General features: G+C 44.8%; 10 protein-coding genes and 2 pseudogenes. 10 read left to right on the forward strand and 2 right to left on the reverse strand.

The genetic code is table 11. The annotated features are described in order from the left end of the window. The first annotated feature begins 597 nt into the window (after positions 1 to 597). From nhaA to mnhG, 9 genes and pseudogenes are all read left to right on the forward strand, one after another. A pseudogene (gene nhaA, locus UA76_RS02050) lies at positions 598 to 1675 on the forward strand (Na+/H+ antiporter NhaA). Between the two features lie 413 nt (positions 1676 to 2088). Further along, positions 2089 to 3036 carry a proton-conducting transporter transmembrane domain-containing protein gene (locus tag UA76_RS24295; RefSeq protein ID WP_272945995.1) on the forward strand — a complete coding sequence of 316 codons (948 nt, stop codon included), beginning with the start codon at positions 2089 to 2091 and terminating at the stop codon, positions 3034 to 3036. Then, positions 3014 to 4375, forward strand: a complete 1362-nt coding sequence (gene mbhE, locus UA76_RS25110) for a hydrogen gas-evolving membrane-bound hydrogenase subunit E (protein ID WP_272945996.1) — start codon at positions 3014 to 3016, stop codon at positions 4373 to 4375. Before UA76_RS24295 ends, mbhE begins: the two co-directional genes overlap by 23 nt. Continuing rightward, positions 4375 to 4806 carry a Na+/H+ antiporter subunit B gene (locus UA76_RS02060; RefSeq protein WP_047042531.1) on the forward strand — a complete coding sequence of 144 codons (432 nt, stop codon included), beginning with the start codon at positions 4375 to 4377 and terminating at the stop codon, positions 4804 to 4806. The genes mbhE and UA76_RS02060 overlap by 1 nt, the downstream gene beginning before the upstream one ends. After that, entirely contained in the window at positions 4807 to 5160 is a 354-nt protein-coding gene (locus tag UA76_RS02065) for a Na+/H+ antiporter subunit C (RefSeq protein WP_047042533.1), read from the forward strand. Next, positions 5157 to 6649, forward strand: a pseudogene (locus tag UA76_RS02070) (Na+/H+ antiporter subunit D). The gene UA76_RS02065 and the pseudogene UA76_RS02070 overlap by 4 nt, the downstream one beginning before the upstream one ends. A gap of 1 nt (position 6650) precedes the next feature. Continuing rightward, on the forward strand, positions 6651 to 7124 hold the full coding sequence (locus UA76_RS02075) for a Na+/H+ antiporter subunit E (protein WP_047042535.1): 474 nt from the start codon (positions 6651 to 6653) through the stop codon (positions 7122 to 7124). A gap of 5 nt (positions 7125 to 7129) precedes the next feature. Beyond that, the gene (locus UA76_RS02080) at positions 7130 to 7405 is read left to right on the forward strand and encodes an MrpF/PhaF family protein (RefSeq protein ID WP_047042536.1); all 276 of its coding nucleotides are present in this window, start codon (positions 7130 to 7132) and stop codon (positions 7403 to 7405) included. Then, positions 7398 to 7781, forward strand: coding sequence for a monovalent cation/H(+) antiporter subunit G (mnhG, locus tag UA76_RS02085; RefSeq protein ID WP_047042538.1), 384 nt, complete (start codon positions 7398 to 7400; stop codon positions 7779 to 7781). Before UA76_RS02080 ends, mnhG begins: the two co-directional genes overlap by 8 nt. 74 nt (positions 7782 to 7855) lie before the next feature. Here the strand turns inward: mnhG and UA76_RS02090 are convergent, their stop codons facing one another. Both UA76_RS02090 and UA76_RS02095 read right to left on the reverse strand, forming a co-directional pair. Continuing rightward, positions 7856 to 8470 (reverse strand): OmpA family protein, encoded by a 615-nt coding sequence (locus tag UA76_RS02090; RefSeq protein ID WP_047042540.1) that lies wholly within the window; start codon positions 8468 to 8470, stop codon positions 7856 to 7858. Between the two features lie 2 nt (positions 8471 to 8472). Continuing rightward, on the reverse strand, positions 8473 to 9738 hold the full coding sequence (locus tag UA76_RS02095; RefSeq protein WP_047042854.1) for a TolC family outer membrane protein: 1266 nt from the start codon (positions 9736 to 9738) through the stop codon (positions 8473 to 8475). A 327-nt stretch (positions 9739 to 10065) separates the two neighbouring features. Here UA76_RS02095 and UA76_RS02100 point away from each other — a divergent pair, with 327 nt between their 5' ends. Beyond that, entirely contained in the window at positions 10066 to 15075 is a 5010-nt protein-coding gene (locus UA76_RS02100) for a VCBS domain-containing protein (RefSeq protein ID WP_047042857.1), read from the forward strand. The last annotated feature ends 45 nt before the right edge of the window (positions 15076 to 15120 follow it).

Consider the following 15120-nt stretch of genomic DNA (forward strand, 5'->3'; position numbering starts at 1 on the left):
AGAGCCCACTATTATTAGTGGGCTTTTTTCTGTCTCTAACTATCTGATAACTTAAAATTAAGTCCTATAACATTTACTGGTTCAATTTAAAGCGCAGTTTGTAAAACTTTATTTCGAAATGCTGAAAATGCACTATTTTTGAATAGGAAGTTTGGTCGAAATAGCCGGGTTGAAAAAATTTTTCAGAGTGTGACGAATGATAAAAAATCTAACCGTAAGAATAAGATACATGACCTATACTTGTCATAATTACTGATATGCAGCACGTTGTGTTTAGTAAGTTTAACCATGTTTTTTTGAACAATTGAATATTGTGACTGATAACGAATGTTCGGGAATTCCTTAGTTATTGTTCGCTTTTTTTACTGTTTAGATATCACAAATTGGTTAAAATGGCGCAATTGGTGGATACAGATGGTGAGTTCGCCATAAATAGGTATTAAGTGTCGAGCTTAACCTGTTTTCACTGATATAAATTTCTTATCATCCATAATTGAAATAGAACTAAGGCCAATAAAAATGGGCAAGTTATTACGTGACTTTCTAAAAATGGAGTCATCGAGCGGAATACTTCTTATCATTGCTTCAATCGTTGCAATGTCTGTCGCAAATTCCGGGCTTAATGAATATTATCAGGGATTTTTACACACGTACGTGTTGGGGATGTCGTTATCCCACTGGATAAATGACGGCCTCATGGCAATTTTCTTTCTGCTGATTGGTCTTGAAGTAAAACGAGAGCTAGTAGAAGGTGCATTAAAATCGAAAGAGACAGCTATGTTCCCAGCAATTGCTGCTGTGGGGGCATGGTGGTTCCAGCTCTTATCTACGTTTTCTTCAATATTAATAACCCAGAAGCGTTAGCTGGCTGGGCTATCCCTGCGGCAACCGACATTGCATTTGCGCTTGGCATCATGGCATTGCTTGGTAACCGTGTGCCTGTCAGCCTGAAAGTGTTCCTACTTGCGTTGCTATCATCGATGATCTTGGCGCCGTTATCATTATTGCTCTGTTCTATACCCAAGATCTTTCAATCATGGCTTTGATTCTTGGTTTCCTTTGTACAGCGATTCTATTTACTCTCAACGCGAAAAAAGTTACTCACCTTTCTTTATACCTTCTTGTAGGACTTGTTTTGTGGTTTGCAGTATTGAAATCGGGCGTTCACGCAACACTTGCTGGTGTAGTGATTGGCTTTGCCATCCCAATCAAGGGCGACAAGCCTAACGAGTCGCCTTTAAAGACGCTTGAGCATTGGTTACACCCGTACGTGTCCTTTGGCATCTTACCGCTGTTCGCGTTGGCAAATGCAGGTATTGCTCTTAACAACGTTTCGATTAGCGGTTTAACTTCAGCGCTACCAATGGGCATTGCGTTTGGGTTGTTAGTGGGTAAACCAATCGGCATCATGTTATTTAGCTGGGTAGCTGTGAAGATGAAGTGGGCGCGAATGCCGCATAGTGTTGGCATGCGACATATCTTCGCCGTGTCTATCTTGTGCGGCATTGGCTTTACCATGTCTATATTCATCTCTTCCTTGGCGTTTGGCTTTGAGCATGAAGTGCTCGATACCTATGCCAGATTGGGTATATTGATGGGCTCAACGGCATCCGCAATTCTCGGTTACAGTTTATTAGCGATAACTTTGCCTAAGCCTAAAGTTGTAATGAACTAAGTTTTCCGCCCACAAGCAGCAATGTTTGTGGGCTTTTTGTATCGTACTGTATTACTCTCAAATTCAGTTTAGAGAATTAAAACTCGTTTAATTTCATCCTGTAACCGTCTGTTATTAATAGTTATTTTTACGTTTTTGTTTTGAGTTTAGTTCGAAAGCTTACATCTGATTGAACAATTGATGATAGTTTTCCCGTACAGAAGTCTCATTTAGATCGGAAATTCCGAAAGATCTCCTCATCACAAGCGAATATTCTTACCTTCACCTTTTCCATAGACTCGTTCCCTTGCATATTTTGCTTCAATGTTAGTGAATTGATATATCGAATGAAAGTCGGTTATCATTTGTAATAGTTGTTTGGTAAAGTCCTATAAATGTTAAAGTTTTATAAAAGTCTGTGGAGGCTAGTTTAAATGCTCATCGCTGTCCTGTCGGGGTTTATCCTAGCGGCGTTTGTCCCTTGGCTGTTTCGTAATTTTGGGGAACGAACCAGTAAGTTGCTTGCGATTTTGCCAGCAGCATTGTTTGTCTATTTCATGACTTTCCTCCCTGCTATTACAGGGCAGGGGCCGCAGCTCATTAGTTATGAGTGGGTGCCAAGTTTAGGGATTACTCTGAATTTTTGGTTAGACGGCTTAAGTTTGATGTTCGCATTGCTCATTTCAGGCATTGGCTTTTTCGTCATTATCTATGCTGGCAGCTATTTAGCGTACAAGCCAGATCAGCGTAAACTGCTGATGTATTTGATGGCTTTCATGAGTGCGATGCTGGGTGTTGTACTTTCAAGTAACTTAATGGCGATGTTCGTATTCTGGGAACTGACCAGTATTACTTCTTACATGCTCATCGGTTATTACCACGAGAAAGAGTCTTCACGTAAATCGGCGTTGCAAGGTCTGTTTGTCACAGTCGGCGGTGGACTAGCACTACTTGCCGGTATCATCATGCTTGGCGCGATTGCTGGAACCTATGAAGTTCATGAGATCTTGGCTCAGGGTACAGACCTTCAAACTCACGCGCTTTTCACAGTGATGATGCTCGCTGTTCTTGGTGGTACTTTCACCAAGTCGGCGCAGTTCCCGTTCCACTTTTGGTTGCCTAATGCTATGGCAGCCCCAACGCCAGTGAGTTCTTACCTTCACTCTGCAACCATGGTTAAAGCGGGCGTCTATCTAATGGCGCGTTTGCAACCTACCATGCTGGCCATGAGACTTGGACCCTGCTTCTTACCGGAGCTGGTGCGATTACTATGCTTCTTGGTGCCGCGATGGCGGTGTCGAGTACGGATCTTAAGAAAATCTTGCGTACTCAACCATCATGGCTTTGGGCACGCTCACCATGCTTATAGGTATCGGCACTGAAGCTGCATTAGTAGCGGCGGTGGTTTTCCTTCTAGGGCATGCCTTATACAAAGGTGCGTTGTTCATGGCGGCAGGTACTATAGACCATGAAACTGGTACGAAAGATGTACGTGAGCTGGGTGGCCTTCGCAAAGCGATGCCGTATACCGCTGCATTTATGTCTTTGGCTGCATTGGCCCTAGCAGGTGTTCCACCACTGTTTGGCTTTATCGGTAAAGAGTTGATGCTTGCAGGCGTTCTAACCAGTCTTTGGGCACCGGTTCTTGCATTAATGGCGCTGCTGACTTCCATCTTCATTGTTGCTTGTGCTTGTTTGCTAGTGATCAAACCTTTCTGGGGAGAGAAAAAGCAAACACCAAAAGACGCACATGAAGCCCCAATGGGGATGCGCCTTGGTTTCACTATCTTATCGGTTGTCGGTCTTATCTTTGGTTTGATCCCAAGCTTAGTTTCCCCATTAGTGACTTCGGCGGCCAACGCGGTGTCGGGTTATGATGTTTCGGATATTGATTTGGCTCTATGGCATGGTGTGAATGTGCCGCTCATTATGAGTTTGACGGCGTTAGCGTTGGGTTACTTGCTGTTTAAGAAGTGGGATTCTTTAGGAGCGAAAGCTTCAAAAGTGAAACCAATGCTGGATTACGGACCTGAGCGTGGTTACTTCGTATTCATGGACAACATGCTTAAGTTTGCGAAGTGGTCGACAGCGAAGTTGCAAAACGGCTATATGGCGAATTACATCCTAACAATCTTTGTAACCACGATTGTTCTGGTTGGCTATACCATGTTTACCAAAGTGGGTTTCCATTGGGAGATTGATTTCTCTGATGTGACGCTAAAAGACATCGGCTTATCTATTCTGATTGTGGCTGTCATCACATACGCGTGTATTACTCCTTTGCGTTTAGGCGCGGTAGCTGCACTCGGTGCGCTTGGTTTCTCAATGGCACTTATCTACGTGTTCTTCAGTGCGCCAGACTTGGCTATTACTCAGGTACTGATTGAGACGTTGACCGTTATCATGCTGGTTCTTGTGCTGTTTAAATTGCCTAAGTTCCAAAAGCTGTCTTCATCGGACGTACGCTGGCGGGACTGTATTGTGGCCGTATCATTTGGTGCCATGATGGCAACACTACTCTTGACCGCAGTGCACTTTGCAATGCCGGGCGGTATTAGTGAATACCTCATAGAGAACAGCTACCCAATTGCGAAAGGCCGCAACATAGTGAACGTCATCCTCGTTGACTATCGTGCTTTAGATACATTAGGTGAACTCTTCGTACTGTCGCTTGCTGCGATTGGTGTCACTGCAATGCTTAGAACGAAGAAGGAAAAGTAATGAACAAGACAGGTACTTCAATCATTCTTCAAGTTATCGCACGCTTCTTGCTACCGATGCTGTTGTTATTCTCTGTGTTCCTTCTGTTACGCGGGCATGATGAGCCGGGCGGTGGTTTTATCGCAGGTCTTGTGGCTTCCAGCGGCTTTGCCCTTTATTTGTTTGCGTTCGATACAGAACAAACACGTAAAGTTATTGGCGTTGATAGCTCCTACTTAATGGGAGGCGGTTTGATTATCGCTATTTTGAGCGGCTTCATTGGCGTTGTATATAAAGGTGCATTCCTAAGTGCTGTGTGGTGGTACCCAACCTTGCCGGGGCTAGGAGAGCTGAAGATAAGCACACCGTTGATTTTCGATATTGGTGTGTATCTGGTGGTTATTGGAATGGTAACGACCTTGCTTCTTTCACTAGCACAGTTGGAGGATTAAATGACAACTTTGTTTGCTTTTGTAATCGGTGCTCTTTATGCAGCAGCGCTTTACATGATGCTTCGTCGAAGTGTCGTTAAGCTAGTGATAGGTTTAATGATTCTTTCGAATGCATCGAATTTACTTATCTTCACCGGCGGCGGCCTTGTAAGAGGTGGTGCACCTTTGATTGAAGAAGGTATGACAGGTCCAGTTGGTACGATTGCGGATCCATTGCCACAGGCGCTTATCCTCACCGCGATTGTTATTAGTTTTGGTGTTTTGGCTTTTGCTGTTGTTTTGATCAAACGCGCTTACAAAGTGATTGGTAAAGACGACATGAACGAAATGAAGAGTACAGATTCACAATTATGATGCTATTAATGCCAGTACTGATCCCGATGCTTGCTGCCGCCATTTCGATGGTGTTATGGAAGCATCAAACTCTGCAACGCTGGATCAGTGTTTTCTCAAACTTCGCGTTGCTTGTAGCAGCAGGTACTCTGTTTACGACTGTTTATAACGATGGTATTCAGGTGATCACCCTTGGTGGGTGGGATGCCCCTTTCGGTATCTCGCTGGTTGCCGATCTACTTGCCGTTATTATGGTGACAGTGTCAGCGGTTGTTGCGTTTTGTATCTCTATCTACGCGTTAGCGACAATGACCAAAGAGCATGAGAAGTTCGGTTTTTACCCATTACTTCACCTAATGCTTGCAGGTGTCATTGGTTCATTCCTAACCGGCGATATCTTTAACCTATACGTATGGTTTGAGATCATGCTAGTTGCGTCATTTGGCTTGCTTATCCTTGGTGGTGAGCGCAGCCAGATGGAAGGTGCACTGAAGTATGTCACGCTTAACTTACTGTCCTCAGCTCTGTTCTTAAGTGCGATTGGCCTTTTGTATGCCTACGCAGGAACGTTGAACATGGCTGACCTTGGCCAGAAGTTGGCGATGTCAGACAGTCCTGAAGTGGTTACTGTCATTTCACTGTTGTTCCTTGTAGCGTTTGGTATTAAAGCAGCAGCTTTCCCGTTGTTCTTCTGGCTACCTGCGTCTTACCACACGCCACCTGTCGCTATTTCTGCGGTATTTGCTGGTCTACTGACGAAAGTAGGCGTATACGCACTATATCGCGTGTTCAGTGTCATCTTCATTGGTGATATTGGTTTCACGCACAGTACGCTATTAATGTGGATGGGTATTTTTACCATGGTGACTGGCGTACTCGGAGCCGCAGCTCAGTTCGAAGTTAGACGTATTCTGTCATTCCACATTGTGAGCCAGATTGGTTACATGATTTTGGGCCTTGCTCTATTTACACCGCTTGCGATTCTAGGTGGCGTGTTCTATCTGTTCCACCATATCGTGGTGAAGACAAACTTGTTCTTAATTGGCGGTGTTATGCATCGCTTGCACGGAACCTATGATTTGTCGCGTTTGGGTGGTTTGTATAAGTCAGCGCCGTTCTTAGCCATCTTGTTTGCTATTCCGGCGATGTCACTGGCAGGTATTCCACCGTTGTCAGGTTTCTTCGCTAAGTTTGTGGTTATTAAAGCGGGTATTGAAGCGAAAGAGTGGATTGGTGTGATTGCGTCACTTGCAGTTGGCCTATTGACTATGTACTCCATGATTAAGATTTGGGCAGAGGCTTTCTGGAAGAAACTTCCTGAAGAAGCAGAAACGCTACCACCATTGTCTGATTCAGAGCGCTTGTGCTTGTATCTTCCGATTATCCTAATGGCGGGTATCACAGTAACTATCGGTATCAATGCTGAATGGTTTGTGAATCTTGCTCTATGGCCGCTGAACAGATCCTCGATCCTCAGCAGTACATTCAAGCTGTGTTAGGAGGCAACTAGTATGAAAGCATTTGGTTGGAACGTACTTCTGGCATTGGCATGGGTGGTGTTGTCAGGCTCATATACTCTAGCGAACCTGCTTGGCGGTATGATTTTAAGTTATATGGTATTGGCTTATGTACTGCGTGATCGCCCATTGTTCTCGAAGTACTTTGGCAAGTTACCTAAGCTAGTTAACTTCGTATTGTTCTTCATTTGGGACCTGATTAAGGCAAACGCACGTGTCGCATACGACGTTATTACGCCAACACATTTGATGAAACCAGCCGTGATTGGTGTCCCTTTAGACTTGAAAACAGACGGTGGCATTACCGTGTTTTCGAACCTAATTACAGCGACGCCAGGCTCTCTTGCGCTTGATGTTTCGACAGATAAAAAAGTCTTATATGTGCACTTGATGTACTTTGAAGATGAACAGCTTCATATCGCAGAGCTTAAGCGATTAGAAGCCATGGTTATTGATATTTTGGGTTAAGAGTTATGATTGAAACGGTCTATCAGATAAGTTTTGGTATGATGGTGTTAGCCCTATTGCTGGCATCGATTCGATTACTTAAAGGTCCATCGCTCCCAGATCGCGTTGTCGCGTTAGAGTTGATGGCGTCTATTACTGTCGGTATGGTTGTGCTTTACGGGGCGGCTTATAACCAACCTAAGATTATTGATGTAGCCATTGTGTTAGCGCTTACGTCATTCCTAGCGGCAGTCGGTTTTTCAAGTTATTTAGAGAAACGAGGAATTCGAAACGATGATTGATTTTGTAGTAGGGTTCTTTGCACTTATGGGCGCATTCTTGATGTTACTTGCTAGCATTGGCTTGAATCGTATGCCTGATTTTCTAACTCGTATGCATGCGACCAGTAAAGCAGGTGCTCTAGGCATTGGTTTGATAGTGATTGCATTCTCAATTGTATTTTGGGAAGACACGTCAATCGTTATTCGCTCAATAGTTGTGATTGTTTTCATTATCGTAACAGCGCCGATTGCGGCTCATATCTTGGCAAGAACGAGTTACTTCGTTGGTGTGCCAGTCTGGGGCGGTACAGTGAAAGATGCGATTAAAGAACAATACGACATGGAGACGCATCAACTTTCGAGTAAGTGCGGTACTAGCAAAACTGAAGAAAAATAGCTTCGGGTTTAGCTTGTAAATAGCAATAAAAAAACGCTTCCAAATGGGAAGCGTTTTTTGTGTTTAGGCTGCAGCTATTTTTCGATTACCGTAAAAATGGTCCACTCTTCAACCACCTTTTCTTGCAGGCCAACAACGGTCGCAGTGACGCGTCGGTTAACTGCGTGGGCGACTTCATCATCACCATCGTTTTCAAGTCTGTCCTCACCAAAACCGATAATTCGTACTCGGTCAGGTTCTACGCCATAATAGAGCAGCTCATCCTGTACCATTTCGGCTCTCTTTTTGGAAAGTTCGAGGTTGTATTCCGGTGAGCCGACTTTACTTGCGTACCCTTGAATCTCAATGGATGCAGACTGGTAAGCCTCTAAGAACTCCGCCATCGTCGAAATTTGGTTGCTGAAGATTGGATTAATCTCATAGGAGTCGTTAGCAAACAAGATGCGTAGCTGGCGCTCTTCAGAGGACTTAATAGTCTCGCCACAGCCATCATTATCAACTTGAGATGTTTCGGGAGTGCCAGGACATAGGTCTCTAGCATTCACCACCCCATCTCTGTCGTCATCTAGTAAGTCTGCAACTTGGGTGGCTTCGGGTGTTGCAATGTAATCGTACTCTTCTTCCGCATAAGTGTTGCCATGGGTAAAGGCGAGTACAAGGGCTAAACTTAATAGGCTCTTATTCAACATAACTAGTACTCCACTTTTTCCGTCCACTCTTTAGGGATGTCAACAAGCAGGGCATCAAGCAGCACCCCAGTTGCATTCATCACTCGGTACTTAGCGTATTGCTCGGCGTAGTGAGCATCTAAATAGTCTTTACGTGCTTCAAAGAGTTCGTTTTCCGTATTGAGTAGATCGAGAAGGGTTCGTTGACCAATTCGATACTGTTTCTCATACGCCAGTACGGTTTCTGAGGCAGAATCTACGTGGTCAGCCAAAAAGTTTTTCTGTTGTAGAGTTAAATCCAATGCACTCCATGAAAGTCGCAAACCTTCTTCTATTTCTCTGTAAGCTTGGTCGCGTAGGTCTTTTGCTTTGTTGAGTTGATAGGCTGCACTTTCTGAGCGGTCGCTGTCACTACCACCACGGAATAAGTTGTACCGCATTCTAAGCATGGCAATGGCTTCTTCACTGTTGCCTTCAATACCACCTGCATCGTCACGCCAAGTTTGGCTCGCTTCGATAGAGAAAGTAGGGTACATCGGCCCTTTGGACTGTTTGTACTGGAAGCGCGCTGAATCGATATCAGCCCCCGCGACTTGAAGTACTGGATGTTGATCAAATGCGACAACAAGTGCGTCTGTTAGCGAAAGTGGTAATTTTGATTCATCGGCTCTTGGGTAAATTAAGCCGAGAGGTTCTTGCCCGACAAGTCTTCTAAATTGAGTATGTGTATCGACTAAGTTGTTCTGAGCTGCGAGAAGGTTGCCGTGCGCCTTTGCAATACGAGCTTCAACTTGAGACACATCCGCTGTTGAGCCAATGCCAGACTCTGCGCGGCGTTTGATGTCTCTATATATCTCTTTGTGGACGGCGAGGTTGCTTTCCGATAGAGCAAGCACCTCATAGGACTTGACCGCATCAAGATAAACTTGAGTCACTCTCAGGGCAATGTCTTGGGCGTCTGCCAGTATTTGGTTACGGATAGACTCTGCTTCGGCAGCCGTTCTATCAATGTCATTCAGCGTTGATGAGCCATCCCATAAGAGCTGGGTGATGGAGATAGTCGCCTCTTTTCGCGTGAGGTCTGTTCGAGTCGGGTCATCTGCTGGATCAATACCTTCGTAACCGATCCCTGCGTCCAAGTCGATGCTAGGTAGGTAGGCACCGCCCGCGGCGTCAGCATTTTTTAAGCTAGACGCATATTCGTTAAAGATGCTTTTGATTTCTGGGTTGGTGGCCAATGTTATGGCTACCGCTTGTTCTAGAGTTTGTCCTGAGCTAGCAAAACTCATCGCTATTAAACTGCTTATGACTAATTTTTTCTTCCAAAACACAACGTATCTCCCCACTGAGTTATGAAGGACGAATAAACAGACAATCAAGAAGTTATCGTCGAACATGGCCATCGATCCTTTTAAGCGTAGTTAAGGATCCGGCAAAAAGGTATTTTTTACTTTAGAAGTAAGTGCCGGTTTTTCTGATAGGACTTTTTTGGCTTTCGTTAGGATTCTTCTGTTATTGACTAGTTTGTCATTATGGCCGCATCTATTTTTAATAGGTTACATAGTGGGGTGTATGCGGCGCTAGTGGGAGGCGTTGGTGCATCTGGGGGAACCGTTATGGGCATAAAAGTAGCGACAACCGTTCTACTCGTGAACGGAACCATTATCATTGATGAAAATGGTGATGTACGCCAATTGGGACCGGGTGAAACTGTTGCACCCGGTCAAGTAGTGGTCAGTGTAGGTGAGCCTACCGAGGGGGCTTTAGGGGCAGAGTCATTAAACATAGAAGCTGAATTGTTTACTGAAGACGCTGGTCTACAGTCCTTAGACATCGACGCTGAGCTAGCTCAAATCTTTGAGCAAATTGAAGATGGTGTCGACCCAACCTTAAATGAAGATTTTGCAACCGCCGCTGGTGGACAAAATGGTTCCAGCCTTACAGGTTCAGGGGATATTGAACGAACTGGTGCGGAAACTCTAGCAGAAACATCTTTTGATACAGAAGGGTTGGAATCGCAAGGGTTGTCAGAAACTCAAAGTTTGGCGCTCGTTGATACACTCGAGGAAGCTATCGTTGTAACGCTCGCGCTGATCTCCGGTGATGACAATGTGACTGCAGATGAAACCGACGAGCCTTTGGTGCTTGAAGGTGTCCTAACCGCTACCGATACAGACGAACCGACCTTTGTTGAGCAAGTTGATACCGAAGGTGAGAATGGTCAGTTTTCAATAGACAGTGACGGGAATTGGGTCTTTGTTGCCAACAGCGCTTTTGATGAGCTAAATGTCGGTGACACTTTAACCGATGTGTTTGAAGTGGAATCCGACGATGGAACCATTTCCACTGTAACGGTCAATATTAACGGTACTAATGACGCACCCGAACTCTCATCAAATGATGGCGTCCAATATAGCTTTGAGTATGCAGAAGGTACCGAAGCAGGATCCGTGATTGGCCAAGTAACCGCCACAGACCCAGATACCGAAATCCTAGAGTTTTCAATTACCACAAATGTCACCGACGATGATGACAACGAGCTGTTTCAAATTGATCCGACAACTGGTGAGATTAGTTTAACCGAGGCGGGTGCGTTAGCGTTTACTAATGACTTTGAGCAGTTACTTAATCAACATGCTATAACGGTGACGGTCACAGAAGTGGGGACTGAAGGTGAGCCGCTAACAGACAGCGTCATCGTGAATCTTTCAGAACTCAATATAGATGATAATGATCCAATCTTTGTTGATGATGACGATGAACCTGTTGAGGGATACGCATTTGAATACAATGAAAACTCAACAATAAACGATGTCATTGGCACAGTCAGTGCGTCAGATGCAGATGATGAAGTCGTACTCTACAGCATCAGTAGTAATGTCTATGGCAATGGAGATACAGAGTTAGAATTTCCGTACTTTGCCATTGATGTGACCAGTGGGGAAATAACCTTAACTGAGGCCGGTGTTGAAGCTTTCACAAACGATTATGAACTGGATGCTAACAACCACTCTATAACAGTGACGGCAACTGAGGTTCCTGGACTGGGTGAAATAAAGAACACCGATATTGAGGTGTCACTGGCAGAGCTGAACCTTGATGATAATGTCCCAGTGTTTGAAGACGATGATGGCAATCCGGTTCAAGACTACACCTTTGAGTATGAAGAAAACTCGACGGTTAACGACGTTATCGGTACTGTCATAGCAGAGGACCCCGATCTAGAAGATGTTACCTATAGCATTGAAACCAATGTTTATGCGCCAGATGATGAAACCGAGAGTGAACCACTGTTTGCCATTGATGAAAACAGCGGTGCAATTACCCTAACTGCTGCTGGTGTAGAAGCCTATACCAACGATTTCGAATGGCTCGGTAATATGCACGCAATTACCGTTCGAGCGACGGAAGTCGAAGGGCTGGGTGATGTGCAGTTTACAGACATCACGGTGAACCTCAACGAGATCAACCTCGATGACAATGTCCCAGTCTTCGAAGACGATGATGGCAATCCGGTTCAAGACTACACCTTTGAGTATGAAGAAAACTCAACGGTTAATGATGTATTGGGGACCGTCATAGCAGAGGATCCCGACCTAGAAGATGTCACCTATAGCATTGAAACCAATGTTTATGCGCCAGATGATGAAACCGAGAGTGAACCACTGTTTGCCATTGATGAAAACAGCGGTGCAATTACCCTAACTGCAGCCGGTGTAGAAGCCTATACCAACGATTTCGAATGGCTTGGCAACATGCACGAGATAACCGTTCGAGCGACGGAAGTGGAAGGGCTGGGTGATGTGCAGTTTACAGACATCACGGTTAACCTCAACGAGATCAACCTCGATGACAATGTCCCAGTCTTCGAAGACGATGATGGCAATCCGGTTCAAGACTACACCTTCGAGTATGAAGAAAACTCAACGGTTAATGATGTTATCGGTACCGTCATAGCAGAGGATCCTGACCTAGAAGATGTCACCTATAGCATTGAAACTAATGTTTATGCGCCAGATGATGAAACCGAGAGTGAACCACTGTTTGCCATTGATGAAAACAGCGGTGCAATTACCCTAACTGCAGCCGGTGTAGAAGCCTATACCAACGATTTCGAATGGCTCGGTAATATGCACGCGATTACCGTTCGAGCAACGGAAGTGGAAGGGCTGGGTGATGTGCAGTTTACAGACATCACCGTTAACCTCAACGAGATCAACCTTGATGATAATGTCCCAGTTTTTGAAGACGATGATGGCAATCCGGTTCAAGACTACACCTTTGAATATGAAGAAAACTCAACGGTTAATGATGTTATCGGTACCGTTATAGCAGAGGATCCCGACTTAGAGGACGTTACGTATAGCATTGAAACCAATGTTTATGCGCCAGATGATGAAACCGAGAGTGAACCACTGTTTGCCATTGATGAAAACAGCGGTGCAATTACCCTAACTGCAGCTGGTGTAGAAGCCTATACCAACGATTTCGAATGGCTTGGCAATATGCACGAGATAACCGTTCGAGCGACGGAAGTCGAAGGGCTGGGTGATGTGCAGTTTACAGACATCACTGTTAACCTCAACGAAATCAACCTCGATGACAACGTTCCAGTATTTGAAGACGACGATGGTAATCCTGTTCAAGACTATACGTTTGAGTATGAAGAAAACTCATTGACTACCGATGTTTTAGGCACAGTGACGGCAGTAGATCCTGACTTAGAGGATGTTACGTATAGCATCGAAACGAATGTTTACGCCCCAGAAGATACAGAGAAAATTAAACCACTGTTTGCAATCAATGCTTTAACTGGTGCGATTACACTCACTGCAGATGGAGTGCTTGCCTTCACCAACGACTTTGAGTGGCAAGGTAATGAACATGAGATCACTGTTCGAGCAACGGAAGTTGAGGGCTTGGGCGATGTTCAGTTCACCGATATTACCGTGAATTTGAATGAGCTTAACCTTGACGATAACGCACCGGAGTTTACTCAGCCGAATGGTTATGAGTTTAGTTATTTTGAAAACAGTAATGATGAGCACGTTATTGGACAAGTATCAGCGTCGGATGCAGATGGCGAAGAAATCACTTACAGCATTTTAACCAACGTTTATGCGGAGGGGGATGTAGATGAACTCAATCCATTCTTCGTTATTGACAGTGAAACGGGAGAGATCCGATTAACAGAAGACGGCGTCAATGCATTTACTAACAATTTCGAATTACCAGACAATATACACAGCTTAGTAGTGACAGCAACGGAAGTCGGCCAATTTGGGGGCGAGTCTAAGTCTACAAATGTGAATGTGGACTTGAGCGAGCTGAACGTCAACGAAGCACCAGAAGCAGAAAGCTTTGAAGCTTACCTTCGAGATCCAGACTCACCGATTCCGATTGTTTTTGACTCGGAAGACCCAGAATTTGACCATATTTGGGATATAGATGAAGCCGTTCCAGAAAATAATGAAGTAGTCATGGTGATGATTACTTCACTTCCAACCCAGGGTACTCTTTATTACACGGACGAGGAAGGAGAAAGGCGCGCACTTACGGTCGATGACCTCTACACTGGCGGTGATACGGGTACGGCGTTAGATCCTTCTAAGATCGAGTATCAGCAAGGCGAAGGTAATACGTTTGAACTTGGGGGTATTCCTGAGAATCCTGAGCTAGTTGAAGGATTCTACAACTGGGGTGTTGCTGTAGGTGAGTCAGGAACTGTACGACAAGTCACATTAGCCAATGGCGCAGCAATTCTCATTACTCTTATAGATAATAACCCACAAGGTAATGGCAATGGCATTTTCGGGCAATACACTAGCCCGGATAATCACATTGGGTTTGGTCTGGCAGAGAACCACGGTAACGGGATGACACCAGGTGAAAAAATTATCATTGATTTCTCAGAAAACCCACTGGAAGAGGTGACCTTAGGTATTGATGGTATGCAAGAGAATTTTGTCAATGGTTCAGATATTTTAGTGACCTACACCTATCAAGATGGTACTGAAGCAACGGTTACGTATAACAAGGATTCAGAACTCGGTTCTCAGCTGTTTTATGAGCAGTTCAGTCACTCTTCCGAAGGCAACCCGATTGTTGGCATATCAATGGAAGGAACCGGTGGTAACTGGGTTCTACGTGATATATCTGGTGAAGAAGCGATTACTACAGACGATACATTCAACTTTGTGGCAGTCGATGCTAGTGGCCTGACGAGTGATGACGCCACAGTGACAATTCCTCCATACATTGAACAAGCTGCGGCATTGGGCGATGAAACATTAGTGGGTACCGAAGATACCGATGCCTTTAAATGGCTACAAGCAGCGATGGATGGCGGTGAGGATACGGTCGAAGACTTTACCCGTTTCGAAGATATCATCGATATTACCGATGTGCTCTCAGATGACGAGAATGTCGATATAGATGATTTACTTGCAGTCACCTCGGCTTCAATTGACGGTGACGACATCGCATTGAATATTGTCACTGACGATGTAAGTCAAACGATTGTAATAGATGACGGTAAGACGATTTTTGCTGACTATATCAGTCCTGGAGATGCGTTAGATGACATTAATCTGATGGCTGAAATTCTTAAAACGGACGCTGCGTAGATTGCTACGGCAGCACCGGCAGAAGGCTAACCGCTTGGTTAGCCT

The sequence above is a fragment of the Vibrio mexicanus genome (assembly GCF_001012815.1).
In the GTDB taxonomy this organism is placed as follows: Bacteria; Pseudomonadota; Gammaproteobacteria; order Enterobacterales; family Vibrionaceae; genus Vibrio; species Vibrio mexicanus.

Bases quoted from the DNA above. Each gene is read 5' to 3' on its own strand.
- UA76_RS24295 (WP_272945995.1), top strand. From the start codon at position 2,089: ATGCTCATCGCTGTCCTGTCGGGGTTTATCCTAGCGGCGTTTGTCCCT.
- mbhE (WP_272945996.1), top strand. From the start codon at position 3,014: ATGCTTATAGGTATCGGCACTGAAGCTGCATTAGTAGCGGCGGTGGTT.
- UA76_RS02060 (WP_047042531.1), top strand. From the start codon at position 4,375: ATGAACAAGACAGGTACTTCAATCATTCTTCAAGTTATCGCACGCTTC.
- UA76_RS02065 (WP_047042533.1), top strand. From the start codon at position 4,807: ATGACAACTTTGTTTGCTTTTGTAATCGGTGCTCTTTATGCAGCAGCG.
- UA76_RS02075 (WP_047042535.1), top strand. From the start codon at position 6,651: ATGAAAGCATTTGGTTGGAACGTACTTCTGGCATTGGCATGGGTGGTG.
- UA76_RS02080 (WP_047042536.1), top strand. From the start codon at position 7,130: ATGATTGAAACGGTCTATCAGATAAGTTTTGGTATGATGGTGTTAGCC.
- mnhG (WP_047042538.1), top strand. From the start codon at position 7,398: ATGATTGATTTTGTAGTAGGGTTCTTTGCACTTATGGGCGCATTCTTG.
- UA76_RS02090 (WP_047042540.1), bottom strand. From the start codon at position 8,470: ATGTTGAATAAGAGCCTATTAAGTTTAGCCCTTGTACTCGCCTTTACC.
- UA76_RS02095 (WP_047042854.1), bottom strand. From the start codon at position 9,738: ATGAGTTTTGCTAGCTCAGGACAAACTCTAGAACAAGCGGTAGCCATA.
- UA76_RS02100 (WP_047042857.1), top strand. From the start codon at position 10,066: ATGGGCATAAAAGTAGCGACAACCGTTCTACTCGTGAACGGAACCATT.